Genomic DNA, 26,165 nt, shown 5'->3' on the forward strand with positions numbered 1-26,165 from the left:
AGCCGACCGCACCTGACTGTGCCCCGCCCTTGGGGCACAGCCTCGGAGTTCAGCCTCGGGGTTCAGCCCCGGTGCGGCCAGGCAGCCAGCTGGTCCGACTCGTTCTCGCCCGCGTAACGGGCGCACGCGTCGGTGAGGATCTCCAGGAGGGTGAGCGGGTCCGGCAGGGTGTACTCCGGCCCCCGTACCCAATCGACCGTCAGATCACCGGGCAACCGCGCCGGCGGGACAAGCACGTACGACCCACGGCAGTGCCACCGCAGCCCCGGATGCTCGTCCATCGTCTCGGGATGGCAGTCCAGTTCGCACGGCCACCACTCGTCCTCGTCCTCGGGCGTACCCCGCGTGGCCGTGAAGAAGAGCATCCGGTCACCGCCCGACTCCGCGACGGGCCCCACCTCGATACCGGAAGCCAGCAGCCGCTCCAGCGCCTCGCGCCCGGCGTCGAGCGGCACGTCGAGGACGTCGTGCGTCATGCCGGTCGCGGTGATGAAGTTGGCCTTCGGCTGATGCCGGGCCCAGCGCTCGATCTGCGCGCGGTCGGTGGTGGACTGCGTCTGCCAGGCGAAGGAGACGGGGTGGCGCGCGGGGGTGGGACAGCCGACGCGGTCACAGGAACACCGGTAGCCGGAGGGGTACGCGGCCTGCGCGAGCGGCAGCCCCGCGGCGGCAGCGGCGAGCAGCAGGGTCTCACGCCCGCCATCGTCCGCGGTCTCCTTCGGGCGGCGTCCCCGCAGCCACTGGGAGATCCTGCCCTGCGTGCCGGAGCGGCGACCGAACTCTGCGCTCATCTATCCCCTCGCCTCGCCTCGCCGTTGTGCCCACGTCCTGCCCTATGGTCCCACCATCCTGCGCCCCGGGTGGCCAGAGCCCACATCCGGGGTAGGTGGGGCTATGCCTCACCCCGGCCCGGATCGAGTGTCATTACCCACTTTCATATGATTTCTCCGCCTACCGTGGTCGCCATGGTCACCAGGACTGCACTCATTGGTCTCGCCGGCCTCGCCTCGCTGACCCTGACGGGACCCGGCTCCATCCCGGCCCCGCTGGAGTGGGGCGCGGGCCCGCTGACGGTGGACGCGCTCCCCCGCGTCGTCCATGTCGCCCACCGCGGCGGCGCCCGGGAAGTCCCGGAGAACAGCATGTCGGGACTGATGGCGGCGTACGAGCGCGGTACGGCGCAGGTGCTCGACCTCGACACCCGGATGCTGCGCGACGGGACCGTGGTGGTCATGCACGACGCGACGCTGAACCGCACGACCTACGCGGGCGGCGCGGTGCGGGATCTGGATCTCCGGGAGTGGCAGGGCGTGCGGCTGCACCCCAGGGATTCACTCCCCGGCAGCTGGCGCGCGGAGCGGCCGCCGACCGTCGCCGAGGTGCTGGACCGCTTCGGCGGGCGGATCGTGCTGATGCTGGAGGCCAAGGACCCCGACAGCCTGGACACGCTCGCCGCGATGCTCCGCGCCCGCGGACTGACCCGGTCGGTGTTCGTGAACTCCAACGACCCGGAGGTGGCCCGGCGCGCCCACCGCCTGGGCCTGATCAGCCAGTTGTGGCGTTCGGCGGCCCAGCTGCGCACTGACCGCCCCGAGCGCTGGTCGTCGTTCGTCGACCTCCTCGACGTCGACCACAAGGCACGTGACACCGATCTCGTACGGGCGGTGAGATCCGGGATCCCGCGGGTGTGGGCGCACACCGTGGTCACTCCGGCCCAGCGCGACCGGGTGCTCGCGCTGGGCTGCGACGGCGTCATCACGGACGCGCCGGGCAGGTTGTGGAAGACGTCGAAGCGGAGGGCTGCCAGCGGACCCCCCAGCAGTCCTCTCAGCGGGGAGTGAGGCCGTAGAGGGCGTACTCGACGACGGTGTCGGTGTATTCGTACGAGATCGGACCCGTGCGCTGGAGCCAGCGCTGGGCGAGCGGGGAGACGAACAGCTCCAGGGCGATGCGGGGGTCGATGTCCTGGCGTACGGCGCCCTTGTCCTGCGCCGAGCGCAGCCGCCGTACATACAGCTGGAGTTGGGGTTCCAGGAGCTTGGTCACGAACTCGGCGCCGAGCCGTTCGTCGACCACGCCCTCGGCGGCCAGGGCGCGCGCGGGGGCGTCGAACCTGGGCTCCAGCAGCTCGTCCACGGTGGCGCGCAGGACCAGTTTGAGGTCGGCGGCCAGATCACCCGTGTCCGGGATCTCGTACGGCTTCTGCCCCGCCGCCTGCGCGGCCTGCTCACCCAGGTCCATGAAGGCGTCGAGCAGCACGTCCGCCTTCGACGACCACCAGCGGTAGATCGTCTGCTTGCCGACTCCGGCGCGGGCCGCGATGCCCTCGATCGTGGTCTTGGGGTAGCCGACCTCGCCGACGAGTTCGAGGGCGGCGGCGTGGATCGCCCGACGCGACTTCTCGCTGCGGCGGGTGGAATCGGGGCTGGTCTTGGGCTTCTGGGCCATGACCCGAACCTACCAGGGCAACGATACGGATCGTCTCGTCCTGTCCGCCCCCACTGGTCCTCTAGTCCTCCACGGCCGGCGGCCAGGCGTCGCCCCACTCCGCGTCACGGGCCGCCCTGTACAGCGGTCCGTGACGCTTCGTCACCGTCTCCCGGCGCAGGGCCTCGTCCGGCTCGCACAGGTCGAGGAGCACCTGGCCCTTGCGGATCTGCGGCTTGCGTACGACGCGGGAGGGGGCCGGGGTGGGCGGGAAGCGGGTGGCGGCGACGTAGCTGAACTTCTCGTCCTCGTACGGCAGGGAGCCGCCCTTGACCTGGCGGTGCAGCGAGGAACGGGCGACCCGGGCGGAGAAGTGGCACCAGTCCTCGCCGGGGACGATGGGGCAGGCCGCGCTGTGCGGGCAGGGCGCGGCGACATGGAACCCGGCGCGGATCAGGCGGTCGCGGGCCTCGATGACGCGGGCGTAGCCGTCGGGGGTGCCCGGCTCGATGATCACGACGGCCTGGGCGGCGGCCGCGGCGGCGTCCACCACGGAGCCGCGGTCGGCCTCGGTCAGCTCACCGAGGACGTACGACACGGTCACGAGATCAGTGCTCTCGATGGTGAGCGCTGATCCGATACGAGAGCGGTGCCACTCGGCGCCCTTCAGCTCCGGGTTCGCCGCGGCGATCTCCCGGCCCAGCGCGAGCGCGGGCTCGGCCCAGTCGAGCACCGTCACCGGGCGGGCACCCTCCCACGTCGCGTTCACCGCCCAGGTGGCCGCGCCCGTGCCGCCGCCGACGTCCACGTGGCTCGCCGGCGTCCACCCCGGGACCGCGTCCGCGAACGCGTCCAGCGCCGCGCGGACCGCCTCGAACGTCGCGGGCATCCGGTAGGCCGCGTACGCCACCACGTCCGAGCGGTCGCGGAGGATCGGGGTGTGGGTCGGGGTGGTGCCCCGGTAGTTGGCGATCAGCCGGTCGACCGCCTGCGTGGCCGCCTTTGGGGGGAGGCCGTCGAGGAGGCCCGCGAGGGCGGTGCGCAGGGTGTCGGCGGGGGGTAGGGGGGCGTTCACCCGGCGATTCTACGGTCGCCGCGACCCCCGGGTTCCAAACGGTTTCGCCCCCGCCGCCCCTACCCGTCCCATCCCTGGGGGCTGCGCCCCCAGACCCCCCTCAAAGATTGCGCCGTTCCCCGCGCCCCTGAAAGTCGTCTGCGGGCCGGTGGGGGCTGATCGCGCAGTTCCCCGCGCCCCTAAAAGACAAAAGACCGGGGGCGGGCCGGGGGCGATGGGGCGCAGCCCCGAGCCGTCAGGGGCGCGGGGAACTGCGCGACCAGCCCCCACCCACCCGCACCCGACACACAACCGAACGGGGTCTGGGGAGGAGCCCCAGAAGGATGGGACGGGTAGGGGCGGCGGGGGCGAGAAACCCGGGGGTCAGGCGCCCCGTACCGCCCTGGCCAGTCGCGTCCCGGCAGCAGCCCGCGGCTCGCTGTCCGCGGGGCGGCGTCTGGGGTGGACGGTGTTGGCGAGGAGCACCAGGAACGTGTCCGTGGCCGGGTCGAGGACCAGCGACGTACCCGTGAAGCCCGTGTGCCCCGCCGCACCGCGCCCCGCGAGCGCCCCCATGAACCAGGGCTGGTCGAGGGCGAAGCCGAGGCCGGGTGGGGTGAGGAGGAGTTCGACGAAGTCGGGGCCGAGGATGCGGGCGGGGCCGTAGGAGCCGCCGGCCAGGAGGGTGCGGCAGAAGATCGCCAGGTCGCGGGCGGTGGAGAAGAGGCCCGCGTGGCCCGCCACTCCGCCGAGTGCCCACGCGTTCTCGTCGTGGACCACGCCCCGCAGCATCCCCCGGTCCACCTTGGCCCACGGCCGCCGTTGGTCCTCCGTAGCCGCCGCGCCCGGGCAGGGCCCGAACCCGGTGGCCGTCATGCCGAGCGGCCGCGTGATGCCGTCCCGGACGAGGACGTCGAGCGCGCGCCCGGTGACGCGCTCCAGCACGTACTGGAGGAGGAGTGGGTTGAGGTCGGAGTACACGTACTCGCCCGGTTCGGACGTCGGGGGCTCGGCCCGGAGCATCATGAGCCGCGCCGCGTCGTCCGGGCAGTCGTACAGCGGGAGTTCGGGGCGCAGCCCGGAGGTGTGGGTGAGCAGCTGTCGTACGGTGATGTCGTACGCGGCGGCCGCGCGGAACTCCGGAAGATACGCGCCGACCCGCGCGTCGATGCCCAGCGTGCCGCGCTCCAGCTGCTGCACCGCGGTGACCGCCGTGAACAGCTTGGTGAGGGAGGCCAGGTCGAAGGGCGTGTGGACGGTCATGGGAACCCGTGCCCCCGGCGGGAGTTCGACGCCCTTGTCCACCGCCTCGTCGTAGGACGCGTACCGCACCGCCCACCCCGCCGCCTCCTCGACGGCGATCACCGGGCCGCGCCCCGCGACCAGTACCACGCCCGCCGCCCAGGGGGTCGCCCCGCGCGTGAGGGCGCGTACCTCTCGTACGAGCTGACGCAGTTCTCCGGGGTCGAGCCCGGCCCGTTCGGGTGTGTCGACGCGCAGTCTCGGTGCGCTCAGCTGTCCGCCGCCTTTCCGTCCGGTGTGCGTCGCGTCTGCCAGGGACGGCACAGTCCCACGAAGCAGGCGATGGCCACCAGTACTGCGGCCAGTTGGACGACGGCCATCGGGACGGCGGTGTGCTCCCCGGCGATGCCGACGAGGGGCGAGGCGATCGCGCCGATGAGGAAGGAGGAGGTGCCCAGCAGCGCGGAGGCGGAGCCGGCGGCGTGCCGGACGCGCATGAGGGCGAGCGCCTGTGTGTTGGGCAGGGCGATGCCCATCGCGGACATCAGCACGAACAGCGCGGCGGCCACCGGGACCAGGCCGGCCTCGCCGAAGACGCCGGAGGACATCAGCAGCAGCGCGGTCGCGGCGACGGCGATGGCCGCGAGACCGGTGGCGAGGACCTTGTCGAGGCTGACCCGGCCGACCAGGATCTTGCCGTTGATCTGGCCGACGATCACCAGGCCGACGGAGTTGAGGCCGAAGAGCAGGCTGAACGTCTGGGGCGAGGCTCCGTAGATCTCCTGCACCACGAACGGGGACGCCGAGATGTACGCGAACAGCGCGGCGAACGCGAAGCCGCCCGTGAGCATGTACCCGGCGAAGACCCGGTCGGCGAGCAGTCCGCGCATCGCGTGCAGCGCCTCGCCGACGCCGCCGCTGTGCCGTTCGCCGGGCGCGAGGGTCTCGGGGAGCCGGAACCAGACGACGGCCGTCAGCGCGATGCCGACCGCCGTGAGGACCACGAACACGCCACGCCAGTCGGTGAAGCGCAGGATCTGCCCGCCGATGAGCGGCGCGACGATCGGGGCGACGCCGGAGATCAGCATGAGGGTGGAGAAGAAGCGGGCCATCGCCATGCCGTCGTACAGATCGCGGACGACGGCCCGGGCGATCACGATCCCGGCCGCGCCCGCGAGGCCCTGCGCCAGCCGGAAGGCGACGAGGAGTTCGACGTTGGGTGCGAGGGCGCACAGCACGGTGGCGACGACGTAGACGGCGAGGCCGGCGAGCAGCGGGCGCTTGCGGCCCCACCGGTCGCTCATCGGTCCGACCACGAGCTGTCCGAGCGCCATCCCCGCGAGGCAGGCGGTGAGCGTGAGCTGCACGGTCGTGGCCGGGGCGTGCAGCGACCTCGTGACCTCCGGCAGCGACGGGAGGTACATGTCCATCGCCAGCGGGGGCGTGGCGGTGAGCCCGCCGAGGATCAGGGTGACGAGGAGTCCGGTGCGGCGGAGGGCGCCGGCGTCGGGGGTCCCGGCGGGGGCCGCCTGCGCCGGGGTGGCGGGCGATGCCGGGTCGGCGACCAGCGACGTGGTGTCGGCGGCCGCCGTGTTCGGTATGTGTCCTTCCGGGCCGTCCTGGTCCCGCATGTGCCCCTCCCTCTCCGAGTAATCCGCCACCTATGCTCTCAGTTCGAACGGAGTGTTCGGGGTCACAGAGCAAGGGCGGGCGACGATGGCGGGCGAACGCGAACGCGTACGGTGGGGCATTCTGGCGACCGGCGGGATCGCCGCGGCGTTCACGGCGGATCTGGTGGACATGCCGGACGCGGAGGTCGTGGCCGTCGCCTCGCGCACGGACACCTCGGCGAAGGCGTTCGCGGAGCGGTTCGGAATACCGAGGGCGTACGGGGACTGGGCGTCGCTGGCCGAGGACGCGGACGTCGACATCGTGTACGTCGCCACCCCGCACTCGGCGCACCGGGCGGCGGCCGGGATGTGTCTTGAGGCCGGGCGCCATGTGCTGTGCGAGAAGGCGTTCACGCTGAACGCGCGGGAGGCCGAGGAGCTGGTGGCGCTCGCGAAGCGGTACGACCGGTTCCTGATGGAGGCCATGTGGATGTACTGCAATCCGCTGGTCCGGCGGCTGAAGTCGCTCGTCGACGACGGTGTGATCGGTGAAGTGCGCACGGTGCAGGCCGACTTCGGACTGGCCGGTCCCTTCCCGCCCTCGCACCGGCTGCGGGACCCCGCGCAGGGCGGCGGCGCGCTGCTCGATCTCGGCGTCTACCCGGTGTCGTTCGCGCAGCTGCTCCTCGGGGAGCCCTCGGACATCACCGCGAGAGCAGTGCTCTCCGACGAGGGCGTCGATCTCCAGACGGGAGCACTGCTCTCCTGGGAGAGCGGCGCTCTCGCTTCGGTGCACTGCTCCATCAACGGCGGCACCCCCGTCGCCGCATCCGTCACCGGCTCCCAGGGCCGTATCGACCTCCCCGACGGCTTCTTCTTCCCGGACCACTTCGTCCTGCACCGTGACGGCCGCGACCCCGAGACCTTCACGGCCGACCCGGCGTCCGGCGCGCGCAACAGCCTCAAGCACGAAGCCGCCGAGGTGATGCGTGCCCTGCGCGCCGGCGAGACCGAGTCCCCGGTCGTCCCCCTCGACGGCAGCCTCGCCGTGATGCGGACACTCGACGCGATACGGGACCGCATCGGCGTCCGCTACCCCGGCGAGACCGGCTGACGCCATCCGGGACGCCGCCGCACCCTGCCGGACGTGGTGCTCATGGACGTACGTATGCCCGTCTACGCTGCGGCCCCATGAACGCCATGCATCCCAAGCAGACGAAGATCGCGGTCGTGACCGGAGCGGGCTCCGGCATCGGCCGTGCCGTGGCCGCCGAACTGCTGCGCACCGGCTGGTCGGTGGCGCTGGCCGGACGCAGGACCGAGACGCTGGAGGAGACGGCGGCTCTCGTGTCCGAGGGGCCCTCGATCGCCGTACGCACGGACGTCTCACGGCCGGACGACGTGGCCGCCCTGTTCGCGGCCGTACACGATCACTTCGGGCGGCTCGACCTGCTCTTCAACAACGCCGGTACGTTCGGCCCGGGCGGCGTCCCGCTCGAAGAGCTGCCGTACGAGGCATGGCGGCACGTCGTGGACACCAACCTCAACGGCGCGTTCCTGTGCGCGCAGGCGGCGTACCGGCAGATGAAGGAGCAGGACCCGCAGGGCGGCCGGATCATCAACAACGGCTCGATCTCGGCGCACACCCCGCGCCCGCAGTCGATCGCGTACACGGCCACGAAGCACGCGCTGACCGGGCTGACCAAGTCGCTGTCCCTGGACGGGCGTCCGTACCGGATCGCCTGCGGTCAGATCGACATCGGGAACGCGGCCACCGACATGACCGAGCGCATGCGAACCGGAACCCTCCAGGCGAACGGCGAACTGGCGATCGAGCCGGTGATGGATGTGGCCGATGTGGCGCGCACGGTCCGGCACATGGCGGAGCTGCCCCTGGAGGCGAATGTGCAGTTCGCGACGGTGCTGGCGACGACGATGCCGTACGTGGGACGTGGCTGAGGCGGACGTACCCACGTCGTCAACGGCTGGTCAACGACTCGTCAACAACTCAACCTGCACAAACGGAAGCTGAACCTCCGGACCATATAGGCCGGTAGTGGGCTTATGCTCAACATCTCCTCCATCAGAGCTTCACACTTGGAGCACGAGACTTCGGTACGGCCACTGGTCCACACCGAGGGGGGAGGTGGCAGCCGTTCCGCGGCCCCGGGTGGGGGCGGACCTCGCGTGGGACCGCGGGGTGTGCACCGGACCGTGGAGCGGCTGCCCCGCAATCAGCGCCGGTGGCGGCCGTCCGCCACGTCGTCCTCCACGTGGTCCACAGAGCCCTCCACCGCACCGTCCACCTTGCCCCCGGCCGCCTTGCGCCGGCGGTTGCGCAGCGCCCATACCCCGCCCGCGAGCAGCAGAGCGGCTCCCGCGGCCCCACCGGCCGGCCCCCCCGACGAACCGTCCGCCGCCGCGGCCGGAGCGCCCGCGGCCGCCTTCGCCGACTTCCCCGCCTTCTGGGTGGGTGTCGCGCTCGCGCCGCCCTCGCTGAGCGGATCGACCAGCGTGCCGACCGGCTGGGCCTCGGCCGCGTTCTTGAAACCCCAGTCGAGCAGCTGGGCCGTCTCCTCATAGACGCTGCTGCCGCCGCTCTTCGGGTGCATCACCGTGACGAGGAGGGTCCGTCCGTCGCGGGTCGCGGCCCCGGTGAAGGTGTTGCCGGCGTTGCTGGTGTAACCGTTCTTCACTCCGATCAGACCGTCGTACGTCTCCACGCCCCACGCGCCCGTGAGCAGGCGGTCGGTGTTCTGGATCTGGAAGGTCTTCTTGCCGCCGGCCGGGAAGTCGGCGGTCTTCGTCGAGCAGTAGCCGCGGAAGTCGGCGTCGGCGAGGCCGTGCCGGGCGAAGAGCGTCAGGTCGTACGCGGACGACAGCTGGCCCTTGTGGTCGAAGCCGTCGGGGCTGACCACATGGGTGTCCAGGGCCTGCAGATCCTGGGCCTTGGCCTGCATCTGCGCGACGGTCTCGGCGACGCCGCCGTTCATATGGCTGAGCACATGCACCGCGTCGTTGCCGGAGCGCAGGAAGACGCCCTGCCACAGCTGCTCGACGGTGTACGTGATGCCGGGCTTGACGCCGACGAGACTGGAGCCCGCGGGTATCCCGGCGAGGTCGGCGTCGGTCACCTTGTGCTTCTCGGTCTGCTCGAACTTCTTCAGCACGGTGTCCGCGAACAGCATCTTCAGGGTGGACGCGGGCGCGAGGCGCTTGTGCGCGTTGTACGAGGCGAGCACCTCGCCGCTCTCGTGGTCCGCGACCAGCCAGGCGCGGGCGGTGAGCCTCTTGGGCAGCCCCGAGGCTCCGCGCACCTGGACGCCGGTGCGGCCGAGCCGTTCACCGCCGATCGTGGTGGCTGCGGCGTACGAAGGGGAGGCGGCGGCCAGCGGGACGGCCGCGGCGAGGCCGAGAGCAGCACGACGGGAGAGCCGAGAAGAATCACGCATCCCGGGACCGTACAAAGCCCGTCCGTGGGTCGGTACAGCGGGGTGATAAAGGAAAGGAACACCGCGTCCAAAGACACGGTAAAGCGGCACGGCGTGAAGGCGCGCCCAGGGCGTGCAAGAGGCGCGGGCCCGCCCCCTACGACCGTCCACCGTCCCACCGGGAGATGCGTACCGGGCGGGCCCGCTGTTCTTTACCGAGGAGTCACTCAACAGGCGTTTCCTGGCAGTACGCCCTAGAGACCTTAGGAATCAGCTGTCTTACGGAATATTGATTTCGGTCGTCACTTTCTCAGCCCTCACACATCTCTTACTCAGCCCGGCTCAAAGGTTTCTCCATAGCTTGTGGCCGCGCCCACAGCGGGCGCCAAGAACCTTTGAGGAACGGGATGTTTGGCATCTATCTCAAGCGTGAGCTGAGCCGGCGCAAGAAGGCGGCGCTGGTGATCGCCATGGGTCTGGCGCTCGGTATCGCGCTGGTCATCACCGTCAACTCGGTGTCGGCCGGCATGCAGCAGGCTCAGGACAAGGTCCTGAAGTCGCTGTACGGGCTCGGCACCGACATGACGGTCACCAAGGCCCAGACGGCACCCACGAGCAGCTCCTCCGGCCGGCCGAAGTTCAACTTCGACGCCAAGTCGAACGACAGCAGCGACACCCAGAGCTCGGACCGCGTGATGACCCAGGGCGGTCAGTCCCTGAAGTCCTCGCTCGTCACCAAGGTCGCCGCGCAGAAGGGCGTGGCGAGCGCGGTGGGCGCGCTGAGCCTGAACGTCACCAAGGTCGACGGCTCCTTCACCCAGGGCAAGGCGAAGTCCACCACGGGTTCCTCCAGCACGCAGCAGGGCGGCCCCGGCGGCCAGAGCAGCGGCAGCACGGGTGCCCCGCAGGTGCAGGGCGGTGGCGCCTCCTTCGACGTGAACTCGTACTCCGTCGCGGGCGTCGACGTCACCAACCAGGACCTCGGCCCGCTGGCCACCTCGAAGATCTCCACGGGCAAGACCTTCACGGCGTCGCAGACCAACGCGAAGGTCGCGGTGCTCAGCAAGTCGTACGCCAAGGAGAACAAGAAGACGGTCGGCAAGACCATCAAGATCTCCGGCACCAAGTACACGATCATCGGTATCGCCACGCCCGACAGCAGCGAGTCGACCACCGATGTCTACCTGCCGCTGAAGCAGGCGCAGTCGCTGGGTGACTCGAAGAACAAGGTCACCACGATCTACGTCAAGGCGACCGACTCGAAGCAGATCTCCACGGTCAAGAAGACGATCCAGGCGAACATCTCGGGTACCACGGTCACCACCTCGGCCGACCTCGCGGACACCGTCTCCGGCTCGCTGTCGACCGCCTCGAACCTGGCGACCAGCGTCGGCAAGTGGCTGTCCATCGCGGTCCTCGTCGCCGCGTTCCTGGTGGCGGCGCTGCTCACCTCCTCCGCCGTCTCCCGTCGCGTCCGTGAGTTCGGCACGCTGAAGGCGCTCGGCTGGCCGTCCCGCAAGGTCACCCGCCAGGTCGTCGGCGAGTCCATGGTGAACGGTCTGCTCGGCGGCGCGCTCGGCATCGCCCTCGGCCTCGGCGCCGCGTACACGGTGACGGCGATCAGCCCGAAGCTGACGGCGGAGCTCGGTTCCACCAGCACCGGCGGTGGCGGCATGGGCGGCCCCGGTGGCGGCGGTCCCGGCCAGCAGGCGGCTTCGGCGGCCAAGAACACCATCGACATCGCGCTCTCCGCGCCGGTCTCGCTGACCACCATCGCGCTCGCCGCGAGCCTGGCCATCGCGGGCGGTCTGATCGCCGGTGCGATGGGCGGCTGGCGCGCCTCCCGGATGCGTCCCGCGGACGCGCTGCGCAGCGTCTCTTAGTCCCCTTCGAGCACCACCCCTGAGCTGGGGCGCCGCGTCCACTCCCCCCGGGCCGCGGCGCCCCGCCCCCTTCCTCTTCTTCATCTTCGGAGACCTTCATGTACAAGCTCACCGGCGTCACCAAGCGCTACACACGGGGCAAGGAGACGGTCGAGGCGCTGCGCGGCATCGACCTCGCCATCGAGGACGGCGACCAGCTCGTCATCCAGGGCCCCACCGGCGGCGGCAAGTCGACGCTGCTCCAGATGATCGGCGGCCTGGACCGCCCGACCTCCGGCAGCGTCGAGCTGGACGGCGTGGACCTCGCTTCCATCAGCGAGGCCAAGCTGACCCGGCTGCGTGCCGAGAAGATCGGCATCATCTTCCAGTCGTTCAACCTCATCCCGACGCTGACCGCCCAGGAGAACGTCGAGACGGCCCTCGTGCCGCTCGGTGTGAAGCCCAAGGAGCGGCGCGAGCGGGCCGCCGAGGCCCTGACCTCGGTCGGTCTCGGCGACCGCCTGGGCCATGCGCCGTCGGAGCTGTCCGGCGGCCAGCAGCAGCGTGTCGCCATCGCGCGCGCCCTGGTCAAGAAGCCGAAGGTGCTGCTCGCGGACGAGCCGACCGGCAACCTCGACGAGGGCACCCGCGACGACATCATGGCTCTGCTCGAAGGGCTGTGGCACGAGTACGGGCTGACCTTCATCATGGTCACCCACGACTCGTCCATCGCCCGTCGCGCGCCGCGCCTCGCGACCATCAAGGCAGGGCAGATCACGCTGAAGGAGCAGGGCGGCGCGCGCCGCGCGGCACCTCAGCAGTACGCCCAGCAGCCCGAGCAGCAGCAGTTCGCGCAGCAGCAGCCGTACGGCGGTCAGGGCTACTGATCACCCGGCGGCCGTATGACGACGGCTGCTGCCCGTGCGCGGTCCAAGGGCCGCTCAGCGTCCGAGAACGTGGTCGACTTCGGTCAACTGCGCGGCGGTGAGCGGCCCTTCGGCGATCGCGCCCGCGTTCTCCTCGGCCTGGGCGACCGAGCGGAACCCCGGGATGGGGACGGTGCGGGGGCTGCGCGCCCACAGCCAGGCGAGGGCGCCCTGCGCGAGCGTACGGCCGCCGCTGGTGAGGATCTCCTTGAGGGCGTCGACCCTGGCCAGCCAGTCCGGGTCGGCGGCTCCGTCGGCCGTGAAGCCGGGCAGCCACTGTGGCGGCTTCCTGCGGATGTCGCCGGCTTCGAGGGCCCGCCCCGCCGTGTGCTTCCCGGTCAGCAACCCCATGGCGAGCGGACTGCGGTTGATGCTCGCGAGGTTCAACTCCTCGCAGACGGCGAGGAGTTCGGGTGCGTCCTGAAGGATGTTGAGACGATGCTGTACGGCCGCACAGCGCGCGCCCTCGGCGAAGACTGCCGCGCGCTCGGGGTCGTCGGTGCTCCACGCGTACGCGCGGATGAGCCCCTCTCGCACGAACTCCTCGCAGGTGTCGCGCAGTTGGGCGGCGCGCTCCGGGTCGGCGTCGGAGAGGTGCAGCTGGTACAGGTCGACGTAGTCGGTGTCCAGACGCCGCAGTGAAGCGGTCAGCGCGCGGCGGGCGTACGCCGGGGAGTCGTCGCTGCCGGTGAGCAGCCGGCGCTCCTCGTCGATCACATTGCCCCACTTGGTGGCGACGACCACGTCGGCCCGTCGCTTGCCGAGGGCGCGCGCGAGGACGCGCTCGCTGTGCCCGGTGCCGTACGCGTCCGCCGTGTCGAAGAACGTCACGCCGAGATCGAGGGCGCGCCGGATCGCCCGTACGGACTCCTCGTCGTCGACCTTGCCCCAGCCCAGCGGCTGCCCGTCGGGCGTCGCCCACTCACCACCGATGGCCCAGCAGCCGAAGCCCAGGGGGCTGACCTCGATGCCGCTGCGTCCCAGTGTCCTGTGCTCGGTTCTCTCCATGGCGCAAGACGTTAGGAGTTGGAGCGCACTCGAAGGCAAGTCCCTGATGCGTTACGGGGGTTACGTGCGACTGGCTGGCTGACCGTTACGCCTGGCCTGTCTCGAAGTGGGTGATCTTTCCGCCGTCGTCGACGGTGAAGCTCCACTTCGTCTTCATCTCGCCCCAGGTGTCGTTGCTGTAGTGGGCGATGAGCGCGCGGCCGCCCTTGGACTCGTTGTCGACGTCCATATGGCCGTGGGAGGAGAAGATCTCCCGGTCGGTCCAGTCGTCGAGGTCCCGGCCGGAGCCGTCGTCGGACATGGTCGCGCCGGGCGCGAGCAGCGCCTGGAAGGCCGCACGGTCGTGGGCGTTCACGGCGGTGACGAAGGCCCGGACGGCCGGGTCGCTGAGTTTCGCTACCTGAATCGTCATGGGAGCCAGACTCACACCGGTCCCCGGCGCCCGCCACCCGAACGGCGGCGCGGGCGCGTCGGGCACGGGTCATCGGTGCGACGGTGGAACGCGGGAGGGACCGAATATTGCCGCCGTCTGCTCTGGGAGTCACCGTGCCGTGTATCGACCGAAGCGATCTGGGACTGCTGTTGCTCCGTCTGGGTACGGGCGGGGTGCTGGCCGCGCACGGCGCGCAGAAGCTGTTCGGCTGGTTCGGCGGAGGCGGCCTGGAGGGGACCGGCGCGGCCATGGAGGCCATGGGCTACGCACCAGGGAAGGCGAGCGCGGCAGCTGCGGGCCTCTCGGAGGCGGGCGGCGGCGCGCTGCTGGCGCTGGGCCTCGCGACTCCCGCGGCCGGTGCGGCGGCGGCCGGCGCGATGGCGGGCGCGGCGGCGGTGCACATGCCGAACGGGTTCTTCGCGCAGGGCGGCGGCTACGAGTACGCGGCGTCGCTGGGTCTGACGGCGGCGGGCCTGGCCGTGACGGGACCCGGTCGCCTCTCCCTCGACCATCTGCTGGGCCACACGGTGAACCGCGGCTGGATGGTGCCGGTGGCGCTGGGCGTGACCGCGGCGGCCACGGCGGTGGTCGTGGGCGCCCGGAACAAGCGGGTGCGGAAGGCGGCGGAGGGCGAGCAGGAGACCCTGTTCGACGAGTTCGACGAGTAGGAGCCGGGCAGCCGTGGCGGACGCTCCCTCTGGGAAGCTGGCCCCATGGCTGAGCACGCTGATGTAGACGTCTGGGACTCGATCGACCGCCTCCACGCCTGGCTGGACGCCAACCGGGCACACGCCGGCCAGGAGGGCCTGCTCCTGCGCATGCTGAAGCTGTCGGAGGAGGTCGGCGAGGTCGCCGAGGCGGTCATCGGCGCTATGGGCCAGAACCCGCGCAAGGGCGCGAGCCACACCTGGGACGACGTCCGCTCGGAGCTGTGCGACGTCATGATCACGGCCATGGTGGCGCTGCGCACCCTGTCGCCTGACGCACGCGAGGTCTTCGCGACCCACTTGGCGGGCGTCCAGGAGAGGTCACTCGGACCGGGTCCAACTCCCTGACGGTGTCCGGGAATCCCTGACGGTGTCCGAAGGTGTTCACCTCTCGGACGTACGCCCGCCGCGTGGAGTTGGCGGGGGCGGCTGAGCCTTCTCGTCGACATCACGCCGACGAAAGGGTCCCAGTGCAGGACTACGTTTTCCCCAGAGGCCGCAGGACGGTTGCCGTGCTGGGCGGGGTGCTTACGCTCACGGCCATGGGCATGGGAAGCCAGGCACGGGCGGCGAGTTACGGCACACCGAGTCTTGCGCTGTCGGCGGCGTATCTGTCGGGCGCGGTGGGCGCGAGCGGGGACCCGGTCGTGCAGGTGACGGTCGCTCAGAGCGGTGCCGACGCCGCCGCGCTCACCGTCACCGTGAGCAAGAGCAGCAAGACGTCCGTGGCCACCACCGGCGACGTCACGGTCACCGGAACCGGCGCCGCCCGGCAGGTCGCGGTCGCCGCGCGCGGCCGGGGCTACACCGACCTCACCGTGAAGGTGACGGGAGTCGACGGCCAGACGGCCACTAAGACGCTGCACTACGCCGCCTCCGCGGCCGTCCAGCAGTCCGCCGACAGCCGGTACTTCACCGGTTCCAGCGACGCCTCCGCCGCCGTCGACGTGGGCGGCGGATACGTGGTCGTCGCGGACGACGAGTCCAACAGCCTGCGCCTGTACGACCGTTCGACCTCGGGCGCGCCCGTCAAGACCTGGGACTTCAGCTCGAACATCGGCGTCTCGAAGGAGATCGACATCGAGGGTGCCGCCCGTGTCGGCGACACCATCTACTGGACGGGCTCGCTGGGCAACAACAAGGACGGCGAGTACAAGTCGGCCCGCAACACGGTCTTCACGACCAAGGTGACCGGCTCCGGCGCGTCGACGGCGCTGTCGTACGCCGGCTCGTACGCGAAGCTCCGCGACGACCTCGTCGCCTGGGACGAGGCGAACGGCGACCGCTACGGCTTCGCGGCGGGCACCGCCGACGGCCAGGTCCCCAAGCAGATCGACGGCTTCAACGTCGAGGGCCTGGAGTTCGCCCCGGGCTCGACGACCACGGCGTACATCGGCTTCCGCGCGCCCCTCACCCCGGCGGTGACCGGCGGCAAGGCGCTCCTCGTGCCGGTCACGAACATCGACAAGGTGGTGGGCAGCGGGGCGTCGGCCACCTTCGGCACCCCGGTCGAACTCGACCTCGGCGGCCTCTCGGTCCGCGACATCCGCAAGAACGCGGCGGACCAGTACCTGATCGTCGCCGGTTCCTGGGCCGCCGACGACAACACGGACCCGTACGCCCTCTACTCCTGGGACGGCAACCCGGCCCACGCGCCGGTCAAGCGTGTCGACCTGCCCACCTCGGACCCCGGCGGCTGGGAGTCCGTCGTCGACGTCCCCGACCTCACCGTCTCCGGCGCCCGCGCCCAGCTGATCACCGACAACGGCTCCGCCGACCTGTACGGCGACGGGACGGAGGCCAAGGACCTCACCCACGCGGAGTGGAAGAAGTCCCGGGCCACGTGGTTCACGGTGACCAGCTGAGGGTGACCCCCAACGCCGTGCGCGCATCGCGCTTCATGCCACCCATCGATCACGACGTGTCAACTAGCTGCCATCAAGGGTGACTTGCGGGGCGGCAGACGCGATCCTCGTCCTCATCGACTGGCAGTGAGCAGCCGTCCGGGCCTGAAGCGTCGCAGGTGGGCACGATGTTGGGGGTTTGCATTACATGTGCGGAATTGTCGGCCTCGTCTCCTTCACTGACGACCTTTCGCGACGGCCCGATCTCTCCCAGGCGATGCACGGCGCGCTGGCGCTGCGCGGCCCGGACGAGGTGAGCGAATGGTCCTCTCCGAGGGCCCTGTTCGTCCCCCGCAGGCTCGCCGTGGTCGATCTGGAGGGCGGACACCAGCCCGCCATCGCCACGGACGCCGAGGGCCGCGAGACGCTCGTACTGAGCTACACCGGCGAGGTCTTCAACTTCACCGAGCTGCGCGAGGAGTTGAGCAGGCGCGGCCACCGCTTCCGGGACCGCAGCGACACCGAGGTGGTGCTGCGCGCCTACCAGGAGTGGGGGCCCGCCTGCGCCGAGCGGCTGCGCGGCATGTTCGCCTTCGCGGTGTGGGACGTCGAGCAGGAGGAACTCGTCCTCGTCCGGGACCGGTTCGGCATCTACCCGCTGTTCTACGCGGAGACCCCCGAGGGCTTCGCGTTCGGCTCCGAGCCGAAGGCGCTGTTCACCACCGGTCTGATCGGCCCGGTGGTGGACCGGGCCGGACTGCTGGAGGCGCTGTCGTTCACCCCGACGCCCGGCCGCTCCGTCTTCAAGCACACCCGTGAGGTGATCCCGGGCGAAGTGGTGCGCTACTCGCGCGACGGTGTCCGCCGCTCCCGCTACTGGACGTTCACGGCCCGGCCGCACACCGACGACCTGGCCACCACCGAGCGGACCGTGCGCGAGATCCTGGAGGACATCATCCGGCGTCAGGTGACGGCCGACGTGCCGATCTCCTCGATGCTCTCCGGCGGTCTGGACTCCAGCGCGATCTGCGCCCTGGTCAACCGCTCCCTGGGCGGCGGCGAGCGGCTGCGGACCTTCTCCATGGAGTTCGCCTACAACCTGGACAACTTCCGCCCGGACGAGGTGCACGACTCGCCGGACGCCCCGTACGTCGCGAAGATGGCCGCGCACTTGGGCAGCGACCACCGTGAACTGCTCATCGACCGGCACCACTTGGCCGACGTGGAGGGCCAGGCCGCCGTCGTACGGGCCATGGACCGGCCGGCCGCCGGGCTCGACATGTACGTGTCGCTGTACCGGCTCTCCCAGGAGGTCCGCCGCTTCTCCACCGTCACCCTCACCGGGGACGGCTCGGACGAACTGTTCGGCGGCTACATGTGGTTCCACGACCCCTTCTACGTGAAGTCCCGGACCTTCCCCTGGCTCGGCGCCTCCCATCAGATGGAGTTCCTCTCCGGACTGCTGGACCGCGGCCTGTACGCCGACCTCGACTTCCCCGGCTACGTCCGCGAGCGGTACGAGGAGGCGATCGCCGAAGTCCCGCTCACCGGCGAGGAGTCCGCGCACGAGCGGCGGATGCGGGAGATCACCTACCTCAACATGACCCGGTACCTCAGGGTCATCCTCGACCGCAAGGACCGCCTCGGCATGGCCGCCTCGGTCGAGGGCCGGGTGCCGTTCTGCGACCACGAGCTGGTCGAGTACGTCTACAACGTGCCCTGGGAGATGAAGGTCGCCGACGGACGCGAGAAGAGCCTGCTGCGCGCCGCGGTCCGCGACCTGCTGCCCCAGTCGGTGCTGGAGCGCAAGAAGTCGCCCTACCCGACCGTTCAGGACCCCGCCTACCGCACGGGGCTGCGCGCGCAGCTGAAGACGATCACCGAGGACAGCGGGGCGCGGGTGAACGGTCTGCTCGACACGGACCGGGTCAAGTCGGTGCTCACCGACGCGACGTTCGGTCTCCGGGCCGGGGTGACGCGGATGAGCATCGAGGCCGCGGTGCAGATGCACCACTGGTTCGAGTCCGGTGTGACGGTCGAACTCTGATGTCCCTCACGGACGCGCTCGTCGCCGTCTGCGAGACCCACGGCAGCCGGATCGCGGTGCACCACGACGGCACGGAGTACACCTACGCCCAGCTGGCAGAGGCCTCCGCCCGGGTGGCGACAGGGCTGACCGAGCGGGGCGTGGTTCCTGGAGACACCGTCGGGCTGCTGGCGCCGCGCGGCTGGTGGCGATGTGCCGCGGTCCTGGGCATCTGGCGGGCCGGGGCCGCTGTCGTCGCGCTGGACCCGGCACTGCCCCCGGAGCGGCTGGCCCGGATCGTCGGGGCCGCCGGGACGGCGCTGGTACTGCGCGACGCCGCCGTCCCGCCCGTGGACCTCGGCTCCGTGGACGTCGGCCCGGACGCGCACCGCGCCGAGGCCACCGTCCAGGACCTCCACTGGGCGGCGGCTCCAGGCCCCGCGCCGTCCCTGACCGGGCCGGTCGCCTACGTCGTCGCCACCTCGGGTTCGACGGGTACGCCCAAGTGTGTGGCCGTGCCGCCCGTCGTCCTGGAGGACCTCGCCGCCTGGCACCTGGACACCTGGGAATGGCCGCGGGCCCCCCGCACCACGCACACGGCGTCCGTCGGCTTCGACGTCGGATTCCAGGAACTGGTGGCCACCTGGACGGCGGGGGCCACGCTGGTCGTGGTGGACGACACGGTCCGGCGGGACCCGTTCCTGCTCGCGGCCCTGCTGCACGAACAGGCCGTGGTGCGCGCCTTCCTCCCGGTGACCTCGCTGCACGCGCTCGCCGTCGCCGTCCCGGTGACCGGCCACCGCCTGACGGCACTGCGGGAGATCGTCGTCTCCGGGGAGCGGCTGGTCGTGAACGAGGAGGTGCGCAGGCTGTTCGCGGGCCTGGACGCGACGCTGGTCAACCAGTACGGGCCCAGCGAGACCCACGTGGTGACGGAGCACCGGCTGCCGGGAGCCCCGGAGCACTGGCCGGTGCATCCGCCGCTCGGCGGCCCCGCCGTCGGGGCGGAGCTGCTGCGTCTCGCGGACGGCGTACTGGCCCCCTTCGCCGAGGGCGACGAGGCCGAACTGGTGGTGGCCGGCCGCTGCCTGGCCCTCGGCTACCTCGCGGACGACCAGCTGACCGCCGCCAAGTTCCCGGAACTTCCCCATGTCGCCGGAGGCAGCCGGCGCGGCTATCTCACCGGCGACCTGGTCCGGCTGGAGGACGGTCTGCTGCACTTCGTCGGACGGATCGACGACCAGCTGAAGGTGCGCGGTTACCGGGTCGAGCCGGGCGAGGTCGAAGCCGTACTCGGCCGGGTCCCCGGTGTGCGCCGGGCCGCCGTGATCGGCCACGGCCAGGACCGTACGACAGCGCTGCACGCCTATGTGGTGCCCGACCCCGACGCGTCCGGCCCGCTGGACGCCATGGCCCTGCGCGCGGCCTGTGCCGCGGCGCTGCCGGAGTACATGGTGCCCGTCCGCTACATCGTCGTACCGGAACTGCCGTTGACGGCCAGCGGCAAGGTGGCGCGGCGCGAACTGCGGGACAGCGGGACGGCACGTGTCTGAGCCGACGCCGACGAACGGTGCCGTACCCGCTCCGGTACTGGTGCGGCTCTCGCCGGCTCAGGAGTCCATGTGGCTGGAACAGCAGCTGCATCCCTCGGCCATCAACGGCGGCTTCCTGTCGGTGCTCCTGCGCGGTGACGTGACCGCGGAGCAGGTGCGGGCCGCCTGTCTGATCGTGTGTGACGACCATCCGCAGCTTCGCGGCCTGGTCGTCGCACACGATCAGCCGGGCGGCTCCGAGGGCGGCGGCTCCGGGGCGCGGATGGCGATCCACCCGGCGTCCGCGGTCCTTCAGTTCGAGGAAGTGCCGCTGTCCGCCGCGCCGGGCGGGGAACTTGAGGCGGCCCGCAGCTGGTACCGCGAGAACCGTGTCGGGCCCTGGGACCTGACCGTCCGCTCCCCCATCGCCTTCTCCCTGCTGGACCACGGCGAACAGCGGTGCACGCTGGTGGTGGGGGTGCACCACATCGCCTTCGACGGACGGTCCAAGTTCGTGTTCGCCCGTCAGTTCCTGCGCGCCCTCGCCGCGCTGCGCACGGCGGCCGGCCCACCGGAGCGCCCGAGCCAGGACCTGCCCGAGCATCCCGAGATCGACCAGGAACTCGACGAGGTGCTCCAGCACTGGCTGGCGGCCGATCTGCTGACACTGCCCGGACTGGTGCTGCCCCGGGGCGACGGGGCCGACCCCGGGGAGGAAGTCCGGCCGACCCCTCGCTTCGATCTGCCCGCCGAGCACTGCGCCCGGCTCAGGACGCTCACCAAGGAGGCGGGGGCCAGCTTCTTCACCGGTCTCGTGGCCTGCCTCGCGGCCGTGCTGAGCGAGTACGGCAACTCCCGGTTCGTCATGGGGATTCCGGTGGACACCAGCGTTCCCCGGACCCGGGATCAGATCGGCCTCCAGATCAATGTCGTGCCCTGTCTGATCGAGGTGGAGCGGGACGCGAGCTTCCGCGACCTTCTGGCGATCAGCGCGCGGGCGCTCGGCCTGGTGCACCGCTACCGCCGGGTCCCGTTCGGCTGGGTGCTGCGCGAGCTGCGTCGGCGCCACGGGGTGGACGTCAGCCAGGGCGCCTTCGACCGGATCGGGGTGTCCTACCCGACGGTGGTCAGTGATGTCGGAGAGGTACCGGGCCTGGAGTGCGACTGGGACTTCTTCGCGCCCAACTCCACCCGGTCCTTCGACCTGATCCTGCAACTCCGGCGGGAGGGTGACGCGGCGTACGGGCGTCTGGACTTCACGGCGGCCTCGCTCGATCCGGCGGGCGCGCTCCGGCTGACCGCCGACTTCACCCGGCTGCTGGGGCAGCTCACGGAGCGGCCCGACACCCCACTGGGCCTGCTCGCGCAGGGGTATGTACGGGGCGCCTCGACGGAGCGCGTCGCGTCACCGTCACTGTCACTGTCACTGTCACCGGACGACGGTGGTGGTGTGCGGGGCTCCTTCGTCGAGCTGACCGCCGCGGCGGCCGGGCCGGACGCCTCGCGGGTGGCACGCTGCCCCGTCGAGCAGTTCCTGCCGACACCGGCGGTGGCCGCCTTCTCCCGCGCGGGCGGCCGCGTCCTGCTGGACGTCGTCGATCCGGCGCTGGGCCGGCTCGGCGGCTGCGCCTGGCGGGCCGACGACCCGTACGGGATCTGGCTCACCGACCCGGCCCCCGGCCGCCGCTTCCAGGTGACGGACCCGGCCGGGCGGGCTCTGCCACCCGGCATCCCCGGCCTGCTCGGGCTCGCCGACGACCCGCGGCCCGGTGCGCTGCGCGCGTGGATCGACGCGGCCGACCGGATCCGTCTGCTGGGCCCGGTGGACCTGGCCCACGGCTGGGCCGGCCGGCTCCTCGACCGCGCCGACGCCGAGGCCGTGATCGCTGCGCTGCCGGGTGTGCGCGAGGCTGCCGTCCTGTGGGAGCCGAGGGCCGGGGACGCGGTTCCCCGGGTGTCCGCGGTGGTCGTACCGGTCGCCGGTGCCAATGCCGGTGCGGATGCCGGTGCGGATGCCGAGCAGCGCCTATGGCGGCGTACCGTCCGGCGCTCCTGGCCGTCCGGCTGGCCCCAGCCCGCTGTGCACGTCCTCGGCCGTCTCCCCCGTACTCCCTCGGGCACGGTGGACCGCGCGGCGCTCGGCACGGCGCTCAGCACGGCGCTCAGCACGGCGCTGAGGGGCTGATCCCCTCCGCCAGCCGACTCCTCCGTCGGCCGGCCGTTCCGTCAGTCGGCGAGCCCCAGCACCCGCAGCTGCTCCTGTGCCTCGGGGATGTCGAAGGCGCCCACGTACTCGCACAGCCCCAAGGTGTGCCGCCCCGCGTCGCGCACCCCGGCCACGAGTGTCTCCTCGCGGTAGCAGTCGCGAATCACCTCCTCGGCGCGGTCCGCGGTGAGGCCGGCAGAGAGCAGTGCGGCGCGGACCGGGCCGAGGTCGGGGCGCAGGCAGTCGTTGACGAAGTGCGGCATGCCGCACGCCACCTTGACCCGCAGCGCCGGGGAGAGACCGGCCCACAGTTCCTTGAAGAACCGGGTGAAGTAGGCGTGGTGGTGCACCTCGTCGCGGACGTGGTCGCCGACGACCTCGCGCACCACGCGGAACACCGTCTCGTCGCGCGGTATCCGGCTGAGGAACCTGGTCACCACGGTCTCGAAGGCGACGACCTGGAGCAGCTGGGCGAGCGAGCCGTGGTCCGGCAGGAAGCGGTCGGCGGTGCGGTCCAGCCGCTCCATGCGCGGAGCGAAGTCGTACGGCAGCACGGGGACCGCCGTGACCTTCTCGACCTGCTGGACCACGTCCAGGCTGAACAGCGCGTGGTACGCCTCGTCGCTGTAGATCTTGAAGGCGTCCAGCCGAGCGCCGGGCCCCACGTCGAGGTCGGTCTCGCCGTGCGCCACCATCGCGGCCCCCCGGTTGACGACCTTGGTCTCCAGGTGGGCGGTGAACTGCATGTACTGGTAGAAGTGCTGGGTCAGCAGCGCCCGGCGGCCCTCGGCACCGAGGTCCGCGAGCCCCTCGTGACGCAGATGCGGTACCAGCGCCTCGGGGAACACCTTCAGCCCCGCCTCGCGGTCTTCCTCCAGCATCCGGCGGGGCGCGCCGCGCACCCCGGCGCTCTCGTACCAGTCCTTGGCGACCCGAGGGTGCGTCATGACCGCTCGATCCGCTCCAGGAACGCCGCCACGACCTGCTCGACGGCGGGAGAGCCGAGCACCTCGGTGTGGGTGCCGGGCACGCCGCGCACATCGAGTTCCCCGTGGAGGCCCTCCCAGCTCGCGGCGAGCGCCTCGGGATATCCGGGCGGGTTGTCCGCGCACAGGAACAGCTGGACGGGCGCCGCGGGCACGGCCGGTGCGCACTCGGCGACCAGGCCGAGCAGCCGGCCCCAGTCCTCCAGCATCCGCGCCGCCTGCTCGGCGGGCGTCTCGCGCAGCGCGGCCAGGTCGACGCCGAAGCGGCGCATCAGCAGCTGCTGCCCGGCGGTGGCGCCGAGCACGCCGGTGCCGTCCTGGCGTACCGACGCGGCGAGCGCGAACAGTTCGGCGCCGGTGCCCGACATCCGCTCGGCGTCCTCCCCGGTGCGCTGGGCGAGGGAGTCGAGCAGGGCGACCAGTGCCACGTCGTGCCCGAGCGCGCCGAGTTCCGTCGCGACCGAGTGCGCCAGGACTCCGCCGAGCGACCAGCCGAGCAGGGCGATACGGCGGCCGCGCAGGGCCCCGGCCAGCGTGGCGGCGTACCGGCTCACCAGGTCCTGGTAGGAGGTGTCCTCGGGGTGCGTGCCCGCGACCCGTTCCAGGCCGACGACCTCGATGCCCGCGGGGAGCAGGGAGACGAGGTCGCCGTAGCACATGAGGGTGCCTCCGACGGGGTGGATCAGCGCCACCGCGAGGCTGCCGGGTTCGCCGTCGCCCTCCCGCAGCCGGACCAGGCCGCCGGCCTCCGCCGCCGTCCCATCGGCCAGGACCCGGGCCAGCGCGGCCACGGTCGGGTGGTTCATGAACACCCCGACGCCCAGCGGCCGGCCGAACTCCTCGGCGACCCGCGCGACCAGACGTACGGCCAGCAGCGAGTGGCCGCCGAAGTCGAAGAAGTTGTCGTACCGGCCGAGGCCGGGCACGCCCAGCAGCTCTTCGAAGAGGCCGGCCAGCCGCCGTTCGGTCTCGTCCCGCGGTTCTTCGTCCACGGGCTCGTCCGGCAGGCCGTCCGGCTCGGGACGGGCGGCGACCAGCTCGGCCACCGCGTCGAGGTCGGGGCGGCCGTCCGCGCCGGTGGGGATCGCCACGCAGAACACGATCCGCTGGGGAACGAGATGAGCGGGCACCCGGGCCTGGAGATGGGTCAACAGCTCGCGTGCGCTGGGGAGTTCCCCGTCCGGACGCGGACGCGGTACGACGCAGCCGACGGTCTCGTGGCCGTCGCCCTGCGCACTCGGGACGCACGGGACGATGGCGGCGGCGCGTACGGCCGGATGGGCCGCCAGGGCCGCCTCGGCCGGGTCGCGCCACAGTTCGAAGCGGCCGTCCGGGGCGAATCTGCCCCGCTCACCGGTGGCGGTGGTGACCCCGGCGGAGGGGTCGCCGGTGTGCACCGCGCCGTAGAAGCCGAGCGGCAGGGGGCGCAGCCGTTCGTCCAGGACGTACCGTTCGGCCCGCGCGCCGAGGGCCAGTACGTGTTCGAGGTCGTCGGCGTCCATCAGTTCCACGTCGCCGACCGGGGCGTCCGGAGCGGCCAGCAGACCGTCGAGGAGGTGCAGGAACACCGCCGCCACGCGCTCCACGGTCTCCTTCGTGAAGCGCTGAGCGCTGTAGGCGAAGTCGCCCTTGAGCACGCCGGATTCGTGCAGCAGGGTGAGGGTCAGGTCGAAGTGGGAGGCCGGCCACACGAACGGCAGCGGCTCCACCTGAAGACCCGGGAGGGTCCAGTCCTGCTCCACCTTGCGGCGGTTGAAGACGAGGGCCGCCTGGAACAGCGGGTTGCGGGTGGACTCGCGTGCCGGGCGCAGTGCGTCCACCACCGCCTCGAAGGGCGTGTCCTGGCGTTGCAGACTCTCCAGAACAGTCCGCCGGGCGGTCTTGAGCAGTGCGGCGAAGCCCTGCTCGGGCACCACCGCGCCGCGCAGGACGACCGTGTTCTGGAAGAAGCCCACGGTCTCGGCGAACCGCAGATCGATCCGCCCGCTCATCGGGGTGCCGACCGCGATGTCGGCGGCGCCGGTCCAGCGGTGCAGCAGCACCATCAGCGCGGCGTGGAAGACCATGAACTCCGAGACCCGGTGGCCGCGGCACACCTCGGCGAGCCGCGCGGCGGTCTTCTCCGGCACCGTGAAGCCGACCCGGTCCCCGGTGAACAGGCCGTGCTCCTCGGGGATGTGCTCCTCCGGCAGCGGCAGCACGGGCATGCCGGCCAGCCGGTCGCGCCAGAACGCGAGGCCGGCGGGGTCGGGTTCGGCCAGCAGCCCGGCGCAGAAGTCCGCGTACTGGTGCTCGGGGCCGGCGGCGGGGAGGGCGGCCGGATCGCCGTAGAGCCGGTCCAGCTCGCCCGCCAGCGCGGTCGCGGCGACCTCGTCGATGATCAGGTGGTGGAAGCACAGCACCAGCGCGTGGTCGTCGGGGCTCACCTCCACCACGTCGACACGCATCAGCGGGCCGCGTACGACGTCGAAGGGCTGGGCCGCCCGCCGTACGGCCTCCCCGGCCGCCGTCTCCGCGTCCGCGCCCGGCAGCCGCGTCCAGGACACCTCAACCCGGGCGGCGGCCTCGGCGGAGTGGATCAGCTGAAGGACCTGACCGTCGCGCTCCTCGACGGTCAGGCGCAGCGCCTGATGCCGGGACTGCAAGGCGTCCACGGCGGCACTCAGCCGCTCGCGGTCGAGTCCGCCCCGCACCCGCAGCACGATGGGCACGTTGTAGACGGCGCTGTCCGGAGCCAGGCAGTGCAGGAAGTACACGCCTCTCTGCTGCGGCGTCAGCGGCAGCGCTATGGGGGCGCTGGTCACGGTGTCTCCCAATCCATGTCTGGGGCGAGCGGTTGTGTGCGGTGCGCGGCGGCGGCGCGGGCGCGGG

At 71.7% G+C, this 26,165-nt stretch carries 21 protein-coding genes; 11 read left to right on the forward strand and 10 right to left on the reverse strand.

Annotated elements, in window-relative coordinates; genetic code table 11:
- Positions 1–62: 62 nt before the first annotated feature.
- Complete coding sequence (locus OG975_RS13835) at positions 63–791, reverse strand: bifunctional DNA primase/polymerase (RefSeq protein WP_406329408.1); 729 nt, start codon at positions 789–791, stop codon at positions 63–65.
- 174 nt (positions 792–965) lie between these two features.
- On the opposite strand from OG975_RS13835, the gene OG975_RS13840 reads away from it, so the two are divergent.
- Positions 966–1,841 carry a glycerophosphodiester phosphodiesterase gene (locus OG975_RS13840; RefSeq protein ID WP_406329409.1) on the forward strand — a complete coding sequence of 292 codons (876 nt, stop codon included), beginning with the start codon at positions 966–968 and terminating at the stop codon, positions 1,839–1,841.
- Here OG975_RS13840 and OG975_RS13845 read toward each other — a convergent pair.
- From OG975_RS13845 to OG975_RS13860, 4 genes are all read right to left on the reverse strand, one after another.
- Positions 1,828–2,448, reverse strand: a complete 621-nt coding sequence (locus OG975_RS13845; protein WP_406329410.1) for a TetR/AcrR family transcriptional regulator — start codon at positions 2,446–2,448, stop codon at positions 1,828–1,830. The genes OG975_RS13840 and OG975_RS13845 overlap by 14 nt on opposite strands.
- A 61-nt stretch (positions 2,449–2,509) precedes the next feature.
- Entirely contained in the window at positions 2,510–3,502 is a 993-nt protein-coding gene (locus tag OG975_RS13850; protein WP_406329411.1) for a small ribosomal subunit Rsm22 family protein, read from the reverse strand.
- A 363-nt stretch (positions 3,503–3,865) separates the two neighbouring features.
- Entirely contained in the window at positions 3,866–5,047 is a 1,182-nt protein-coding gene (locus OG975_RS13855) for a serine hydrolase domain-containing protein (RefSeq protein ID WP_406329412.1), read from the reverse strand.
- Positions 4,993–6,354, reverse strand: a complete 1,362-nt coding sequence (locus tag OG975_RS13860; RefSeq protein WP_406329413.1) for a multidrug effflux MFS transporter — start codon at positions 6,352–6,354, stop codon at positions 4,993–4,995. Before OG975_RS13860 ends, OG975_RS13855 begins: the two co-directional genes overlap by 55 nt.
- Before the next feature lie 85 nt (positions 6,355–6,439).
- Between OG975_RS13860 and OG975_RS13865 the strand changes: the two genes are divergently transcribed.
- A complete protein-coding gene (locus OG975_RS13865; protein WP_406329414.1) occupies positions 6,440–7,447 on the forward strand; it encodes a Gfo/Idh/MocA family protein in 1,008 nt (335 codons plus the stop codon).
- A 77-nt stretch (positions 7,448–7,524) separates the two neighbouring features.
- Positions 7,525–8,292 (forward strand): SDR family oxidoreductase, encoded by a 768-nt coding sequence (locus tag OG975_RS13870; protein ID WP_406329415.1) that lies wholly within the window; start codon positions 7,525–7,527, stop codon positions 8,290–8,292.
- Between the two features lie 275 nt (positions 8,293–8,567).
- On the opposite strand, the gene OG975_RS13875 is transcribed toward OG975_RS13870, so the two are convergent.
- Positions 8,568–9,785 (reverse strand): D-alanyl-D-alanine carboxypeptidase family protein, encoded by a 1,218-nt coding sequence (locus OG975_RS13875; protein ID WP_406329416.1) that lies wholly within the window; start codon positions 9,783–9,785, stop codon positions 8,568–8,570.
- Between the two features lie 386 nt (positions 9,786–10,171).
- On the opposite strand from OG975_RS13875, the gene OG975_RS13880 reads away from it, so the two are divergent.
- Together OG975_RS13880 and OG975_RS13885 are read left to right on the forward strand one after the other, a co-directional pair.
- Positions 10,172–11,647 (forward strand): ABC transporter permease, encoded by a 1,476-nt coding sequence (locus OG975_RS13880; RefSeq protein ID WP_406329417.1) that lies wholly within the window; start codon positions 10,172–10,174, stop codon positions 11,645–11,647.
- 98 nt (positions 11,648–11,745) lie between these two features.
- Entirely contained in the window at positions 11,746–12,513 is a 768-nt protein-coding gene (locus OG975_RS13885; RefSeq protein WP_406329418.1) for an ABC transporter ATP-binding protein, read from the forward strand.
- 54 nt (positions 12,514–12,567) lie between these two features.
- Here OG975_RS13885 and OG975_RS13890 read toward each other — a convergent pair whose 3' ends face one another.
- Positions 12,568–13,560 carry an aldo/keto reductase gene (locus tag OG975_RS13890; protein WP_406329419.1) on the reverse strand — a complete coding sequence of 331 codons (993 nt, stop codon included), beginning with the start codon at positions 13,558–13,560 and terminating at the stop codon, positions 12,568–12,570.
- Positions 13,561–13,645: 85 nt separating this feature from the next.
- Positions 13,646–13,972 (reverse strand): nuclear transport factor 2 family protein, encoded by a 327-nt coding sequence (locus OG975_RS13895; protein ID WP_406329421.1) that lies wholly within the window; start codon positions 13,970–13,972, stop codon positions 13,646–13,648.
- 134 nt (positions 13,973–14,106) lie between these two features.
- On the opposite strand from OG975_RS13895, the gene OG975_RS13900 reads away from it, so the two are divergent.
- From OG975_RS13900 to OG975_RS13925, 6 genes are all read left to right on the forward strand, one after another.
- Positions 14,107–14,661: a DoxX family protein gene (locus OG975_RS13900; protein WP_406329422.1), complete on the forward strand. Its 555-nt coding sequence runs from the start codon at positions 14,107–14,109 to the stop codon at positions 14,659–14,661.
- A gap of 45 nt (positions 14,662–14,706) precedes the next feature.
- Positions 14,707–15,048, forward strand: a complete 342-nt coding sequence (locus OG975_RS13905) for a MazG-like family protein (protein WP_327428250.1) — start codon at positions 14,707–14,709, stop codon at positions 15,046–15,048.
- 194 nt (positions 15,049–15,242) lie between these two features.
- Complete coding sequence (locus OG975_RS13910) at positions 15,243–16,565, forward strand: hypothetical protein (RefSeq protein ID WP_406329423.1); 1,323 nt, start codon at positions 15,243–15,245, stop codon at positions 16,563–16,565.
- Positions 16,566–16,752: 187 nt separating this feature from the next.
- Complete coding sequence (asnB, locus tag OG975_RS13915; protein WP_406329424.1) at positions 16,753–18,591, forward strand: asparagine synthase (glutamine-hydrolyzing); 1,839 nt, start codon at positions 16,753–16,755, stop codon at positions 18,589–18,591.
- A complete protein-coding gene (locus OG975_RS13920; protein WP_406329425.1) occupies positions 18,591–20,123 on the forward strand; it encodes an AMP-binding protein in 1,533 nt (510 codons plus the stop codon). The genes asnB and OG975_RS13920 overlap by 1 nt, the downstream gene beginning before the upstream one ends.
- Entirely contained in the window at positions 20,116–22,287 is a 2,172-nt protein-coding gene (locus OG975_RS13925; RefSeq protein ID WP_406329426.1) for a condensation domain-containing protein, read from the forward strand. The genes OG975_RS13920 and OG975_RS13925 overlap by 8 nt, the downstream gene beginning before the upstream one ends.
- Positions 22,288–22,328: 41 nt before the next feature.
- Here OG975_RS13925 and OG975_RS13930 read toward each other — a convergent pair whose 3' ends face one another.
- Together OG975_RS13930 and OG975_RS13935 are read right to left on the reverse strand one after the other, a co-directional pair.
- Entirely contained in the window at positions 22,329–23,255 is a 927-nt protein-coding gene (locus OG975_RS13930) for a diiron oxygenase (RefSeq protein WP_406329427.1), read from the reverse strand.
- Positions 23,252–26,098 carry a condensation domain-containing protein gene (locus OG975_RS13935; RefSeq protein WP_406329429.1) on the reverse strand — a complete coding sequence of 949 codons (2,847 nt, stop codon included), beginning with the start codon at positions 26,096–26,098 and terminating at the stop codon, positions 23,252–23,254. The genes OG975_RS13930 and OG975_RS13935 overlap by 4 nt, the downstream gene beginning before the upstream one ends.
- Positions 26,099–26,165 lie beyond the last annotated feature (67 nt).

Origin of the sequence: Streptomyces sp. NBC_00203, assembly GCF_045206325.1 — a bacterium.
Classification (GTDB): Bacteria; Actinomycetota; Actinomycetes; order Streptomycetales; family Streptomycetaceae; genus Streptomyces; species Streptomyces lutosisoli.